Annotated in this window: 14 protein-coding genes; 5 read left to right on the top strand and 9 right to left on the bottom strand. The window is 61.6% G+C overall.

The annotated features are described in order from the left end of the window. Positions 1-20: 20 nt before the first annotated feature. The 4 genes from SOP85_RS14685 to dksA all read right to left on the bottom strand — a co-directional run bounded on the left by SOP85_RS14685 (position 21) and on the right by dksA (position 4,771). Positions 21-2,975, bottom strand: a complete 2,955-nt coding sequence (locus SOP85_RS14685; RefSeq protein ID WP_274074584.1) for a sensor histidine kinase — start codon at positions 2,973-2,975, stop codon at positions 21-23. Beyond that, positions 2,959-3,135 carry a hypothetical protein gene (locus SOP85_RS14680; RefSeq protein WP_003176118.1) on the bottom strand — a complete coding sequence of 59 codons (177 nt, stop codon included), beginning with the start codon at positions 3,133-3,135 and terminating at the stop codon, positions 2,959-2,961. Before SOP85_RS14680 ends, SOP85_RS14685 begins: the two co-directional genes overlap by 17 nt. A 77-nt stretch (positions 3,136-3,212) precedes the next feature. Next, positions 3,213-4,109 (bottom strand): tRNA glutamyl-Q(34) synthetase GluQRS, encoded by an 897-nt coding sequence (gene gluQRS / locus SOP85_RS14675; RefSeq protein ID WP_323627332.1) that lies wholly within the window; start codon positions 4,107-4,109, stop codon positions 3,213-3,215. A gap of 218 nt (positions 4,110-4,327) precedes the next feature. Next, positions 4,328-4,771: an RNA polymerase-binding protein DksA gene (gene dksA, locus SOP85_RS14670; protein ID WP_046815673.1), complete on the bottom strand. Its 444-nt coding sequence runs from the start codon at positions 4,769-4,771 to the stop codon at positions 4,328-4,330. 334 nt (positions 4,772-5,105) lie between these two features. Between dksA and SOP85_RS14665 the strand changes: the two genes are divergently transcribed. Continuing rightward, on the top strand, positions 5,106-6,278 hold the full coding sequence (locus SOP85_RS14665; RefSeq protein WP_323627331.1) for a pyridoxal phosphate-dependent aminotransferase: 1,173 nt from the start codon (positions 5,106-5,108) through the stop codon (positions 6,276-6,278). Continuing rightward, positions 6,278-6,991, top strand: coding sequence for a DNA/RNA nuclease SfsA (sfsA, locus tag SOP85_RS14660; protein WP_323627330.1), 714 nt, complete (start codon positions 6,278-6,280; stop codon positions 6,989-6,991). The genes SOP85_RS14665 and sfsA overlap by 1 nt, the downstream gene beginning before the upstream one ends. Here the strand turns inward: sfsA and SOP85_RS14655 are convergent. From SOP85_RS14655 to SOP85_RS14635, 5 genes are all read right to left on the bottom strand, one after another. After that, positions 6,988-7,305, bottom strand: a complete 318-nt coding sequence (locus tag SOP85_RS14655) for a Rieske (2Fe-2S) protein (RefSeq protein ID WP_274074588.1) — start codon at positions 7,303-7,305, stop codon at positions 6,988-6,990. The two genes, sfsA and SOP85_RS14655, sit on opposite strands and share 4 nt — an antisense overlap. A 294-nt stretch (positions 7,306-7,599) precedes the next feature. Continuing rightward, positions 7,600-8,409 (bottom strand): Crp/Fnr family transcriptional regulator, encoded by an 810-nt coding sequence (locus SOP85_RS14650; protein WP_274074589.1) that lies wholly within the window; start codon positions 8,407-8,409, stop codon positions 7,600-7,602. 16 nt (positions 8,410-8,425) lie between these two features. Then, complete coding sequence (locus SOP85_RS14645) at positions 8,426-8,698, bottom strand: TfoX/Sxy family protein (protein ID WP_007971093.1); 273 nt, start codon at positions 8,696-8,698, stop codon at positions 8,426-8,428. A 243-nt stretch (positions 8,699-8,941) separates the two neighbouring features. Further along, the gene (locus SOP85_RS14640; RefSeq protein WP_274074590.1) at positions 8,942-9,286 is read right to left on the bottom strand and encodes a pentapeptide repeat-containing protein; all 345 of its coding nucleotides are present in this window, start codon (positions 9,284-9,286) and stop codon (positions 8,942-8,944) included. A 91-nt stretch (positions 9,287-9,377) separates the two neighbouring features. Next, positions 9,378-10,934: a bifunctional aminoglycoside phosphotransferase/ATP-binding protein gene (locus SOP85_RS14635; RefSeq protein ID WP_274074591.1), complete on the bottom strand. Its 1,557-nt coding sequence runs from the start codon at positions 10,932-10,934 to the stop codon at positions 9,378-9,380. Positions 10,935-11,049: 115 nt separating this feature from the next. On the opposite strand from SOP85_RS14635, the gene mrcB reads away from it, so the two are divergent. Genes mrcB through SOP85_RS14620 form a run of 3 tightly spaced genes read left to right on the top strand, consistent with a single transcriptional unit; the run spans position 11,050 to position 14,475 of the window. Then, a complete protein-coding gene (gene mrcB / locus SOP85_RS14630) occupies positions 11,050-13,371 on the top strand; it encodes a penicillin-binding protein 1B (protein ID WP_274074592.1) in 2,322 nt (773 codons plus the stop codon). A gap of 16 nt (positions 13,372-13,387) precedes the next feature. Next, positions 13,388-14,140 (top strand): tetratricopeptide repeat protein, encoded by a 753-nt coding sequence (locus SOP85_RS14625; protein WP_274074593.1) that lies wholly within the window; start codon positions 13,388-13,390, stop codon positions 14,138-14,140. After that, a complete protein-coding gene (locus tag SOP85_RS14620; RefSeq protein ID WP_154910693.1) occupies positions 14,140-14,475 on the top strand; it encodes a YqcC family protein in 336 nt (111 codons plus the stop codon). Before SOP85_RS14625 ends, SOP85_RS14620 begins: the two co-directional genes overlap by 1 nt. The last annotated feature ends 92 nt before the right edge of the window (positions 14,476-14,567 follow it).

Here is a 14,567-nt window from a genome sequence, read left to right as displayed (position 1 = left end):
ATTCGATACTCTCGACGGTCTCAGTTCACAGCGGACGTCGCTTCGACATGACGCGGTAAAGTCACCCGGATCCGGGTGCCGCGTTGGCTCTGTACATCAGCCGGGCTGTCGATGGTGATTTGTCCATAATGCTCTTCAACGATGGAATAGACCAGTGCAAGGCCCAGACCGGTACCTTCACCCGGGTCCTTGGTGGTGAAGAAGGGTTCGAACAATCGGTCCATGATGCTCTTTGGAATTCCGCTGCCTTCGTCTTCCACGATCAGGTCGACCGTGTGTTCGCCGGCTTCGCTTTTTACCCGCACCGCGCTGCCCGCAGGCGAAGCGTCGCGGGCGTTCGAGAGCAGGTTGATCAAGACCTGGGCGAGCCGCTGCGGGTCGCCTTCGACCCAGTGGTCGGGGTCGCACAGGTTGTAGAACTGCACTTCGAAATTGCGCCGGTTCAGGGCCAGCAGGCCGATGGCGTCCTGGGCCACTTCCGCCAGACAGACGGGCTCGTCGCTGTGCTGGTGGCTGCCGGCATGGGCGAAGCTCATCAACGACTGCACGATGCGCGACACGCGCTTGGTCTGTTCGAGGATCTGCCCGCTGATTTCCTTGAGCTCGCCGTCTTCCTCGCGCTCTTCGCGCAGGTTCTGCGCCAGGCAGGCGATGCCGGTGATCGGGTTGCCGATTTCATGGGCCACGCCCGCGGCCAGGCGACCGATGCTGGCCAGGCGCTCGGAATGCACCAGTTTGTCTTCGAGCATCTGGGTTTCGGTCAGGTCTTCCACCAGCAACACCAGACCACTGTTGCCCGGTGCGAGTGGTTCATCGATCGCCGCTTTGTGCAGGTTCAGCCAGCGAGTCTGGCCGTCGAGGGCCAGGTGCTGTTTGTGCAAGTGCTCGTCCGGGACATTGATGAAGCCCTGCAGCAGCGCTTTCCACGGATCGGCAATGGTGCTCAGGCGCGAACCGACCACGCGCTGCGCGGCAATCCCGGTCAGTTCCTCCATGGCTTTGTTCCACATGAGGATTTCCTGGTCCTTGGCCAGCGAGCAGACGCCCATCGGCAACTCTTGCAGGGTCTGGCGATGATAGCGGCGCAGGGCGTCGAGTTCGGCGGCCAGGCCGGTCAGGCGCGAGTGGTAGTCCTCGAGGCGGCTTTCGATGAAGTGGATGTCTTCGGTGACATAGTTTTCGCCGCCGGCCTTGTAGGGCAGGAAGGTCTCGACCATGTCCTGGGCCACGCTCGGTCCCATCAGGCCTGAGAGGTTGGCTTCGATGCGGTCGCGCAGGCGGCGCAAGGCGTACGGACGTCGTTCGTCGAAGGGCAGGTAGAGATCGCGCAGGGCCTGCTCGACCTCCTTCTGCGCGGCCTTGGCACCCAGCGGTTTAGCCAACTGGGTGGCGAATTCCTGGGGCGAGGCGGCGTGCAGTTCGCGGCGTTGCGGGCGGCGCACGTTGTCCACGGCGCAGGCTTCGGCGGCGCTGGCTTCTTCGGTGCTGGCATTGGTGAACAGCGAAATCAGGGTGAACATCAATACGTTGGCGGCCAGGGAGGCGATCGCGGCCATGTGCCAACTGGTGTCGTCGAGCACGTAGATCATATTCAGCAACGGGATATAGAAGCCCTGCAGGTTGCCGACCAGCGGTAGCAACATGGTCACCAGCCACACCAGGATCCCCGCCAGCAGCCCGGCGATGAAGCCGCGACGGTTGGCGGTCGGCCAATACAGCACAGACAATACGCCAGGCAGGAACTGCAGCGTGGCCACGAAGGCGACGATGCCGAGGTTGGCCAGGTCCTGCTCGGCACCCAGCAGCAGGTAGAACCCATAGCCGGCCATGATGATGGCGACGATCAGGGCCCGACGGGTCCACTTCAGCCAGCGGTAGATGTTGCCTTCGGCCGGCGGCTGGTACAGCGGCAGCACCAGGTGGTTCAGGGCCATGCCGGACAGGGCCAGGGTGGTGACGATGATCAGGCCGCTGGCGGCGGACAGGCCACCGACATAGGCCAGCAGTGCCAGGGCCTTGCTGTTGGCCGCGATGCCGATACCCAGGGTGAAATATTCCGGGTTGGTGGTGGCGCCGAGCTTCAGGCCGGCCCAGAGAATCAGCGGCACGGCCAGGCTCATCAGCAACAGGAACAGCGGCAGGCCCCAGCTGGCGCTGACCAGCGAGCGCGGATTGAGATTTTCGGTGAAGGTCATGTGGTACATGTGCGGCATGACGATCGCCGAGGCGAAGAACACCAGCAGCAGCGTGCGCCAAGGGCCTTCCTGCAACGGCGTGTGCAGGGCGGCGAGGGCGGTCTGGTTTTGCAACAGCCACAGCTCCAGCTGTTGCGGGCCGTCGAACACGCCATACAGCGCATAGAGGCCGACGCCGCCGAGGGCGATCAACTTGATCACCGATTCGAAAGCAATCGCGAACACCAGGCCTTCATGTTTTTCCCGGGTGGCGATGTGCCGGGAGCCGAAAAAGATCGTGAACAGCGTGATCAGGGCGCAGAAGCTCAGTGCCACGCGATGCTGGACCGGCTCGCGGGTGAGGATGCCGATGGAGTCGGCGACCGCCTGGATCTGCAACGCCAGCAGGGGCAGAACCCCGACCAGCATGAAAATCGTGGTCAGCGCGCCGGCCCAGGTGCTGCGAAAGCGGAAAGCGAACAGGTCGGCAAGGGACGACAGCTGATAGGTGCGGGTGATCTTCAGGATCGGATACAGCAACACCGGCGCCAGCAGGAATGCGCCCGAAACGCCCAGGTAGCTGGACAGGAACCCATAGCCATACTGGTAGGCCAGGCCCACGGTGCCATAAAAGGCCCAAGCACTGGCATAGACCCCCAGCGACAAGGTGTAGGTCAGTGGATGGCGAATGATCGCCCGGGGGATCATGCCCCGTTCGCTGACCCAGGCCACGCCGAACAGCACCGCCAGGTACGCGGCGCTGATCAGGATCATCTGGGTCAGGCTAAAGCTCATCGGCATCTTTTTGGCTCTGCAGGATGAAGGTCACGACGATCAGGATCAGCCAGAGCAGATAAGGGCGATACCAGGCGCCAGTGGCGTCGATCCACCAATCCATGATGGCCGGGGAAAACAGATAAATCCCCACTACCAGGAGCAGGACCAAGCGATAGATGTACATCCCGGCCTCTCTTTTTTATGCGCGTGCCCGAAAACGTGCGGCGATGGTAACGGATGGGTGCGCCACTGCAAGCACGATCACTGTAGCTGCGCCTCGGGCAGGCTCAGTGTGCGCGGGATCAGCAGGGCATCCCAGTGGGTTATGCCCCAGTCCAGCACTTCCCGTGGCGTGGCGTAGGCCAGTTCGGCGCCGGGTTTCTGCCCCAGTGCGCGCAGGGCCCGCAGCAACAAGGGGGTGGCCTGGTCTTCGCTCAAGGGCGGTGAGCGGTAGGACTTGCCGAGCTTGTTACCATCGGGCTGGGTAATCAGCGGGATGTGCAGGTAGCGCGGCTGGCGCAGGCCGAGCAGTTCCTGGAGGTAGAGCTGGCGCGGCGTCGAGTCCAGCAGGTCGGCACCGCGGACGATGTCGGTGATGCCTTGCCAGGCATCGTCCAGGACCACCGCCAGTTGATACGCGTACAGCCCGTCGCGGCGGCGAATCACGAAATCGCCGACATCCCGGCCCAGGTGCTGGTGGAACTCGCCCTGCACGCGGTCGATGAAGTGATAATCCAGTTCAGGCACGCGAATACGAATGGCGGCGTCTTCCGTGCCGTGTCCGGCATTGCGGCACAGCCCCGGATAAATGCCGTGGTACGGCTCCAGCTGTTTGCGCGAGCAGGTGCAGGCGTAGGCCAGACCCTGACTGAACAGGCGATTGAGCACTTCGGCATAGGCCTCGTGGCGGTCGCTCTGGCGGACCATCTCACCATCCCACTCGAAACCGTAGCTATCCAGAGCCTTGAGGATCGCCGCCTGGGCGCCGGGCTCTTCGCGGGGCGGGTCGAGGTCTTCCATGCGCATCAGCCAGCGGCCACCCACCGAGCGGGCGTCGAGGTAGGAGGCCAATGCGGCGACCAGCGAACCGAAATGCAGGTGGCCACTGGGCGTGGGGGCAAAACGCCCGATGTAGGTAGAGGCGGCGATGGCAGTCATAAGGGCAATATTACTTTTTCCAGGCTTGCGCCAACCACCCTGTGGGAGCGGGCTTGCTCGCGAAGAGGCCATCAGCCTCAACATCAATATAGGCTGATGCACCGCTTTCGTCGGAACGCCGCCCGGAGCAAGCCCGCTCCCACAGGGTTTCCTGCCGAAGCAAATATCAGAAACAAAAACGGAGCGTTCGCACGCTCCGTTCTTCGTTCAAGCCGCGATTATTTGCCGACTTGCTTTTCCTTGATTTCCGCCAGTGTCTTGCAGTCGATGCACAAGTCAGCGGTAGGACGGGCCTCAAGGCGCTTGACGCCGATCTCGATGCCGCAGGATTCACACCAGCCGTACTCTTCGTCTTCGATCAGCTGCAGCGTCTTGTCGATCTTCTTGATCAACTTGCGCTCACGATCGCGGGCTCGAAGCTCGAGAGCGAACTCTTCTTCCTGGCTGGCACGGTCTGCCGGGTCCGGGAAGTTGGCCGCTTCGTCCTTCATGTGGTCCACAGTCTTGTCGACACCTTCCATCAGCTCTTTTTTCCACTGATTCAGAACCTTGGTGAAGTGCTTGCGCATGGGCTCGCCCATGTACTCTTCGCCAGCTTTCTGAACATAGGGCTCGAAGCCGCTGATCGTCTGATTCGCTTGTTGCTTTGCTTGGGTGGACATGAAATAGACCGCCTCTACTCTTGTAATCCATCTGCGCAGGATTGCTCCATCACCGGCACCTGCCGGCCCTGCGGCTGCAAGCGGGCGAACTTACCAGATCAAATCAGACCGCGCTACTCCCGGATGTCGAGGGCGCAGCCCGCGGTGCTGGCAAATGCTGGCAAAGTGTTGCCTGGTGGCTCTGGAACCCGGCTCAATTAATGATTTTAGTCAAACCTGGGGCACTCGCTCAGTTCGTTTGTGGCCCGGGTCATATGGCCTCTGACCGCTTTAGGTTCTCGCTCGTTCCTGCGCTTGGGTAGAATCGATTCTTTTCCCTGTTGAAGGAAGGCCAATGGCTCAGTCCTACAGTGCCCGCAGTCGCGCGATCGAACCATTTCATGTCATGGCGTTGCTGGCGCGGGCCAATGAATTGCAGGCTGCCGGTCACGATGTGATCCACCTGGAAATCGGCGAACCGGACTTCACCACCGCCGAGCCGATCATCCGCGCCGGGCAGGCCGCGCTGGAAGGGGGCAAGACGCGCTACACCGCCGCCCGTGGCATTCCCGAGCTGCGTGAGGCCATTTCGGCCTTTTATCAGCAGCGTTATGGCTTGAACATCGACCCGCGCCGCATTCTCATCACCCCCGGTGGTTCCGGTGCGCTGCTGCTGGCCAGTGCCTTGCTGGTCGATCCAGGCAAACACTGGCTGCTGGCCGACCCGGGTTACCCGTGCAACCGGCACTTCCTGCGACTGGTGGAAGGCGCAGCGCAGCTGGTCCCGGTCGGACCGGACGTGCGTTATCAACTGACACCGGATTTGATCGCCCGGCATTGGGATCACGACAGCGTGGGCGCGCTGGTGGCTTCCCCGGCCAACCCGACCGGCACCATCCTCACCCGCGACGAGCTGGCTGGCCTGTCCCAGGCCATCAAGCAGCGCCACGGCCACCTGGTAGTGGACGAGATCTATCATGGCCTGACCTACGGCACCGATGCGGCCAGCGTGCTGGAAGTCGACGACAGTGCCTTTGTGCTAAATAGTTTTTCCAAGTATTTCGGCATGACCGGCTGGCGCCTGGGCTGGCTGGTAGCGCCGGACGCGGCGGTGGGCGAGCTGGAAAAGCTTGCGCAAAACCTCTACATCAGCGCGCCAAGCATGGCCCAGCACGCGGCGCTGGCCTGTTTCGAGCCGGCCACCATTGCGATCCTAGAAGAGCGTCGCGCCGAATTCGGTCGTCGTCGGGATTTCCTCCTGCCGGCCCTGAGAGACCTCGGTTTCGGCATCGCCGTCGAGCCGGAAGGTGCTTTCTACTTGTACGCCGATATCAGCAAGTTCGGCGGCGATGCCTTCGCGTTCTGCCGTCACTTCCTCGAAACCGAACATGTCGCCATCACCCCCGGGCTGGACTTCGGTCGTTATCAAGCCGGGCACCACGTGCGGTTTGCCTACACCCAAAACCTCGAACGCTTGCAGGAAGCGGTGGAGCGTATCGGTCGTGGCCTGCGGAGCTGGCAAGGCTGATGCGTTTTCATCCCCCTCTCGAAGAAGGTCGGTTGATTCGCCGCTACAAGCGTTTTCTCGCCGACATCGAAACCGTCGATGGCGAGTTGCTGACCATTCACTGCCCCAATACCGGCTCGATGCTCAATTGCCAGGTCGAAGGCGGCCAGGTCTGGTTCAGCCGCTCCAATGACCCCAAGCGCAAGCTGCCCGGCACCTGGGAAGTCGGCGAGACCCCGCACGGGCGCCTGTTCTGCGTGAACACCGGGCGGGCCAATGGCCTGGTCGAAGAGGCGCTGCGGGCGGGCGTGATCACCGAGTTGAACGGTTTCACCGAACTGAAACGCGAAGTTGCCTACGGCCAGGAAAGCAGTCGCATCGATTTCCGCCTCGATTTCCCAAGCGGACCAGCGTATGTGGAAGTCAAAAGCGTCACCCTGGGCTATGACGGCACGCTCGTGGCGGCGTTTCCCGATGCAGTAACCCAGCGCGGCGCCAAGCATTTGCGCGAATTGGCGCATCTGGCCCGGGACGGGATTCGCGCGGTGCAGTTGTATTGCGTCAATCTCACGGGCATCGAGGCCGTGCGGCCGGCTGAAGAGATCGACTCAGCCTACGCCCAGGCCTTGCGCGAAGCCGTGGCGTGCGGAGTTGAAGTGCTGGCCTACGGCGTACGCCTGAGCCATGAGGAGATGGTGGTGGACCGGCGTCTGCAGGTGTTGCTCGGCGGTTAGAGGCTGACCCAGATGCCCTGCGCGTCTTCGCGGCAATCGACACGGGTCAACGATTGCCCTGCGCAAGGGCCGGCGACACATTCGCCATCTTCGATCAGGAACAGGGCGCCATGGGTGGCGCACTGGATCAGGCTGTTGCTGGGGTCGAGGAACTGGTCGGGGCTCCATTCCAGTCCGACGCCACGGTGCGGGCAGCGGTTGATATAGACGTAGACCTGGCCGCCCCGGCGCACGGCGAACAGCCTCTGGCCGTCAATGTCGAAACCGCGGCTGCTGGCATCGGCCAACTCGATGCCGGTACAGAGAAATTTCATGCTGATCCTCAAATGGCGCAATTGCCCGGTGCGAGCAGAACTCAGGTGCTCAGGATACTTGGCGCAGCGCCGGATGACTTTTCCACAGGCAAAAAAAGACCCGGCAAGAGCCGGGTCAAATAACCGTGATTAGCCTGATGAGGAGATAATCTGAGAGTCCGAACCAAGGGCTTTTCAGAAGATCGACCAGTCTCGCGACCAGTTGTGATAATAATATCGATTCTCATTACCAAGTCAACAGGTGATTTTCCATTTCTTCGATTCCTGTCGCACGCTCGTTCCAAGTCCTTGTATTCATTGAGCTCTGCCTGTCGTTTTCAGTGCCATCAGTTGTGTAACCTGTTTATTCAGCAGGTCGATACGGCGGGCCATGCTCTCGATCAGGCAGCTGGCAATCTTCGGATTGCTCTGGGTGAGGCTCAGGAACTGGTCCTTGGGAATACGCATTATGGTGCTTGGTTCGCTGGCGATGACCGTAGCGCTGCGTTTCTCGCCGGTAAACACCGCCATGGCGCCGAAAATCTCGTCCTTGGGCACATCGCCCACTTTGAATCCATCGACAAATGCTTCGGCGTGACCCTCGATGATCACGAACACATGGTCCGCCTCATCGCCCTGATGGATCAGCGTTTCGCCGCTGGCGACGCGCTGGAAGCCGTTGGTGGCGCGAAATTCCGGTTGCTTGAGGCGTGCTACGGCATCGGACAGCAGGGCCGTCTGGCCCGCCATGTATTGCAGGAACAGTTCCGAGCGGGTCGGGTCGGCGTAGATGTGCTGGAACACCTGCGATCGAAGGTAGGGCGTCAGCGCCAGGGGCGTCTTGCTGCACAGGCGACAGCGCGGCAACCCCGCGTCCTGGCGCAGGCCGATCAGGTCGCCCTGGCGCAGATAGAACAGTGCGCGATCATCGATGCATCCGTGCAATCGACCGCTGTCCAGCATGTACAGCTGGTCGCTGGGTAGCGCCGCGGCGAGGTCGTCGATGGCAGGAAACTCGACGGCGGGCCCACTCGGTGCCAACCCCTGCAACAGGCGGGCAGGGAGGTTTTGCAGTCGATTGATCAGTGTTTCGGCGTAAGCCGGTTGTTCCCCGAGTAAGTACATGGCGAGCGGTACTCGTTCAATTCTTGTGGCGTGACGAGATGGCTTCGAGCTGTTTGTTCAAGGCTTCCTTGCGTTCGGCGGGAATGTCGTTCCAGTGCACGTCCATCAACGCGCCTTCGATTGCGTACAACAACACCTTGGACGCCCGAAACCCGCGCGTGCGCACGGCCCGATAGGCATCCACCGCCCCCAGGCGACGCAAGTCCGAGGCGCTGTGGATGCCCACGGCATGCAGCCACTGCGCCGACGTCTTGCCAAGATTCTTCAGGTGTTGCAGTTCATCATTCATCAAGCCTCCTTGCGATGGCCGAATGGTGCGTGGGCAAGCTTCTGAGGAGTGTAGCCATCAGTAGGAAAAGCGTGATTGTTTGCTCGTTTTTGACGCAAACGCTTCTAAGAGGGTGCAGGCGCGAGTGCTTCGAAAAGCTGCGAAGAGGAGGGTAAGGATGATAAAAACGATAGAATTTCAGGCAAAAAAGCACGCAGTCAAGCGCGAGGCGAGGGCGCTGGACTTGTCAATTCAGACGGGCGATCAGCGGGTGCGATAACGCAGGCGCGTACCGAAGTTCATCGACATCAGGATTTCGTCGGCGCTCAGTTCCACCGGGAAGTAGGCGCCGGAAATCTGCGCGTGGGCGAGGCTCGCCCCTTCAAGCGATGCGTTGCGAAAATCGATGCCGCGCAAATCGGCGGAGCGGAAATAGGCGTCGGTGAAGTCGATGCCGTCGGCGTTCAGTTCGCGCAGGTCCAGGCCGCGGAAATCACCACCGACCATGTCGATAGGCCCTTGCTCGGGGCGTTCTTTATTGAAGCCCGCGATGTCGTCTTTGTGCAGCAAGGCGTAGAGCGGGGTGTCGAGCAGTTTCGGTTGGCTCATTTTGCGTCACCTGTTGGATTCATGACGCGAGTGTAGTGCCACTATCTAAAAGCCGCGAAGCCGGGGCAGGCTTCACGGCCCAAAGGTTTGCTTACAGTCCCGGCAGGCGCTGGCGAATCTGTTCGACCACCGTGTCGAGGGTGCCGCTTTCATTGGTCTGTACGCGCTTGCTGCAGAGAATCTCTGCAGGCGTCAACGCTTCACGGCTGGCTTGCTGGGCTTCGATCACGGCCAGGGTAGCGTCGGACGGATCCTTTTTGTCGACCTGGCGCAGGGCCAGCCAGCTCTCGATCACTGCTTGCGGTGCATTGCAGTCTAGGATCAGGAACGGTGCGCCGGTTGCCTCGGCCACTTTCGCCGCGCTGTCGCGCTGCGCATGCTTGAGGTAAGTGGCGTCGACCACCACCGGGAACCCGGCGTGCAGGATCACTGCGGCAATGTCGTGCAGGCGCTGGTAGGTCGCGGCGCTGGCGTCAGCGCTGTAAATGCCGGCCTGCAGGTCATTGGCCACGGTTTGCTCGCCGAACAGGCGTTTGCGTTCGACATCGGAGCGCAGGCGAATCGCCCCCAGTGCTTCCACCAGGCGCATCGCCACGTGGCTTTTGCCCACGGCGGACACACCGTGGGTGATGGCCATGAATCGCGAAGGGATGGTGCTGTAGCTTTCCGCCAGGTTGGCGTAGTTGCGGTATTGGCGCAGTGTCGTGGCGCGCTGCACCGGGGTCGCCTCGGCCGGCATGCTGAACAGGCTGACCTTGGCGCGAACCAGGGCGCGGTAGGCCTTATAGAAGTTGAGCAGTTCCAGGCCCTGGTAATCGCCGGTCAGCTCCAGGTATTGGCTGATGAAGCGACGGGCCAGGCACTTCAGGCCGCGGTCTTCGAGGTCCATCGCCAGGAACGCGGTGTCGGCGTACACGTCGGTGAAGCGGAACGGTTCGTTGAATTCGATGCAGTCGAAGATCACGACCTGGCCGTCAATCACCGTAGCGTTGCCCAAGTGGATATCACCGTGGCATTCGCGAATGAAACCCTCGGCCTTGCGCTGGCTGAACAGTGGCTTGAGGCGTTCGAAGCTGCTGTCGGCCCAGGCCTGCAGGGCGTCCAGTTGCAGCAGGTCGGCCTTGTCGCTGAGGAAGGGGCGAATCTGCTCGAAGTTTTGCCGCACAGGGGCCATGACACTGTCCGGGGTCCCGGCTTCGTGTTCTGCCGGCACGCGCGGTGCGTCAAGGTGGAAGCGGGCGATCTGGTCAGCCATCTGGTCGACGTGCGCGGGCGTCAATTCGCCGTTGGCTTGCAGCGTGCTGAGCAAACCGTCCTGGCCAAACTGGCGCATTTTCAGGGCGTACTCGATGGCAGGACCTTCGCCGCCCAGTTGCGGTGCTTCGGCGCTACCGGTGATCGGCAGCACTTCGAGATAAAGATCCTGGGTCAGGCGCTGGTTCAGGCGCAGCTCTTCAGCGCAGAAATGCCCGCGAGCCTCGAGGGTGGTGAAGTCGAGGAAGCCGAAGTTCATCGGCTTCTTCACTTTATAAGCAAAGGGGCCGGTAAGCACGACCCAGGAAATGTGGGTCTCGATGACCTTGAATCCATCTACAGGATGCGGGTAGAGGGCCTTGTTTTGCAGGGCGGCGATCAGGGACTGGCTCACAGGCGATCCTTAAGAGTCGGAAAAAATTCAGGTCGTCATTATGGCGTCTAGCCAGCCTAACGCAAACTTGCGGGCCTCCTGTTGAGTATGAATAAAGTGCGTATAATCCGCCGCCATGACTCGTACTCGATCCCCCCGTACCCCAAAAAAACCACCCTCCAGAGGCCTGCGGCCCTGGCTGGGCTGGGCCCTTAAACTCAGCCTGGTCGGCCTCGTGGTGCTGGCCGGGTTCGCCGTGTACCTCGATGCCATCGTGCAGGAGAAGTTCTCCGGCAAGCGCTGGACCATTCCGGCCAAGGTCTACGCGCGCCCGCTCGAGCTGTTCGTCGGACAAAAGCTGAGCAGGGACGATTTTCTCACCGAGCTCGATGCCTTGGGCTATCGACGTGAAAGCGTGGCCAACGGTCCGGGCGCGGCGTCGGTCAACGGCAATACCGTCGATCTGAATACCCGTGGCTTCCAGTTCTATGAGGGTATGGAGCAAGCGCAGCCGGTGCGTGTGCGCTTCTCGGGTGATTACGTGGCCGAGCTGTCGTCGACCAAAGGCTCGAAGTTGTCAGTGGTGCGTCTGGAGCCGCTGCTGATCGGCGGCCTGTACCCGAAAAACCTCGAAGACCGGATCCTGATCAAGATCGACCAGGTGCCGCCGTATCTGCTCGAAACCCTGGTCGCTGTCGAGGACCGTGATTTCTATCACCACTTTGGTGTTTCGCCGAAGTCGATCGCCCGTGCGATCTGGGTCAACGGTTCGTCGGGCCGCATGCGCCAGGGTGGCAGTACCCTGACTCAACAGCTGGTCAAGAACTTCTACCTGACCAACGAGCGCAGCCTGAGCCGTAAGCTGACCGAAGCGATGATGGCGCTGCTGCTCGAACTGCACTACGACAAGCGTGAAATCCTCGAGGCTTACCTCAACGAGGTGTTTGTCGGCCAGGACGGTCAACGCGCGGTGCACGGTTTCGGGTTGGCCAGCCAGTTCTTCTTCAGTCAGCCTCTGGCCGAGCTCAAGCTGCATCAGGTGGCCTTGCTGGTCGGCATGGTCAAGGGGCCATCCTCCTACAACCCGCGCCGCTATCCGGAGCGTGCACTCGAGCGGCGTAACCTGGTGCTCGATGTGCTGCAGGAACAGGGCGTTGCCACGGCCGAGCAAGTCGAAGCGGCGAAGAAAATGCCGCTGGGCGTGACCAAGCGCGGCAGCCTGGCGGACAGCTCGTTCCCTGGCTTCCTGGACCTGGTCAAGCGCCAGCTGCGCGAAGATTACCGCGACGAAGACTTGACCGAGGAGGGGCTGCGGATCTTTACCAGCTTCGATCCGATCCTGCAGATGAAAGCCGAAGCGTCGGTCAATGACACCTTCAAGCGCCTCTCCGGCCGCAAGGGTTCGGATGATGTCGAGGCGGCCATGGTCGTGACCAACCCGGAAACCGGTGAGGTGCAGGCGATGATCGGCAGTCGCCAGGCCAGCTTTGCCGGGTTCAACCGGGCGCTGGACGCGGTGCGGCCGATCGGCTCGTTGATCAAGCCGGCGGTTTACCTGACGGCGCTGGAAAAACCCAGCCAGTACACATTGACCAGTTGGCTGTCGGATGAGTCCTTCTCGGTCAAGGGCGCGGACGGCCAGGTCTGGAAACCACAGAACTACGATCGCCGCTCCCACGGCACGGTTTTCCTTTATCAAGGGCTGGCGCACTCCTACAACCTGTCGACCGCGCGCCTGGGCCTGGCCGTGGGCGTGCCGAATGTCCTCAAGACACTCGGGCGCCTGGGTGTCAGCCGCGAGTTCCCGGCCTTCCCGTCGATGTTGTTGGGTGCCGGCGGCATGACCCCGATCGAAGTGGCAACCATGTACCAGACGCTCGCCAACGGTGGTTTCAATACGCCAATGCGCGGGATTCGCAGTGTATTGACGGCTGAAGGCGAGCCGCTCAAGCGCTATCCGTTCCAGATCCAGCAGCGATTCGACCCGGCGTCGATCTACCTGATCCAGAGCGCGATGCAGCGGGTCATGCGCGAGGGTACCGGCAGCTCGGTTTACAACGTGTTACCAAAGACTTTGACCCTGGCCGGCAAGACCGGGACCAGTAACGACTCGCGGGACAGTTGGTTCGCCGGGTTCAGTCAGGACTTGCTGGCGGTGGTCTGGTTGGGGCGCGACGATAACGGCAAGACCCCGTTCACCGGTGCCACCGGTGCGTTGCAGGTCTGGACCAGCTTCATGCGCAAGGCCGATCCGTTGCCGCTGGACATGCCGCAGCCGGATAATATCGTTCAGGCCTGGGTCGATTCGCGCACCGGACAAGGTTCCGACGCCGGTTGCCCGGGCGCCGTGCAGATGCCGTATATTCGCGGCAGCGAACCGCCTCCCGGTGCCGCTTGCGGTGGCGAAAGCCCTTCCGGCGAAACGGTGATGGATTGGGTCAAGGGCTGGATGAATTAAGCAAAGAGGGTTTCAAGTGAACAAGTGGTTGATTCCAGCGGTTACCGCCGTGGCTTTGCTCAGCGGCTGCTCCACGGTGCAGCGCGGCTCGATTCCGGTGGAGGACTCCGGCACCAGGGTTTCCAACAGCGAGCGCGTATCGGCGAACGGCGGATACCGTCAGACGACGGTGCAACGTCCTGTGCAATCCAGGCCTCAGGAGATTCCACAAGGCGATACCGGTGTGGTCGTGATGGTGCCGGGTGGTGGTGCGGTGGCGTCGGCACCGATCAGCACTGGTCCAATTACTCCGGGACCCATTACTCCAGGACCAATAACGCCAGGCCCGATCGACACGTCGCCGGTGCAGTCGGCACCGGTCAATCAGGGCAGCTACAGCATGCCGTCGACGCCGAGCGGGATTCCGTCGGCCAGTAGTTCCGGTGGCCTGTCCGCCGACGAGCAACTGGACGGTCCGGTACTGGCCCTGTTGACCACGGCTCAGCAGCAACAGGCCAGCGGCGACCTCAATGGCGCTTCGTCCAGCCTCGAACGTGCCCAGCGTGTGGCCCCGCGTGAGCCGCAAGTGCTGTATCGCCTGGCACAAGTGCGCATGGCCCAAGGCGATGCGCCGCAAGCCGAGCAATTTGCCCGCCGTGGCCTGACCTTCGCCAACGGCCGTCCGGCACTTCAAGCCAGCCTGTGGGAGCTGATCGCCCAGGCGCGTGAGAAGCAGGGCGACTCTTCGGGCGCGGCACTGGCTCGTCAGAAAGCCAAGGTAACGTCGTAATGGATGCACGCTTTCTAAAAATCGCCGATCAGCTACTGCTGATCGAGCGTGAATTGCGCGTGCAAGGGTGGTGGGACGAAGTTCCACCCTCCGCTGAAGCGCTGTCCAGTGTTGAGCCGTTTTCGGTCGATACACTGGACTTCGAGCAGTGGCTGCAATGGATCTTCCTGCCGCGCATGAAGATGATCCTCGAGCAGGACCTGCCATTGCCGAATGCATCGGGCATCCAGGAGATGGCGGAAATGGTCTTTGCCGGACGCAATGTCCAGGGCCGGGATCGCCAGCTACAGGTGTTGCTCAAAGAGTTCGATCAACTGATCACTGCCTCCCGCTAACCCCGACCTGTGGGGCCTGCGGGAACCTGTAGGAGCTGTCTCGTGGAACGAGGCTGCGATCTTTTCAAAGATCAAAAGATCGCAGCCTCGTT

The organism is Pseudomonas sp. YuFO20, from assembly GCF_035064975.1.
In the GTDB taxonomy this organism is placed as follows: domain Bacteria; phylum Pseudomonadota; class Gammaproteobacteria; order Pseudomonadales; family Pseudomonadaceae; genus Aquipseudomonas; species Aquipseudomonas putida_AE.
The sequence above is the reverse complement of the archived record's forward strand: the minus strand, read 5'-3'. Positions and strand labels throughout refer to the sequence as shown.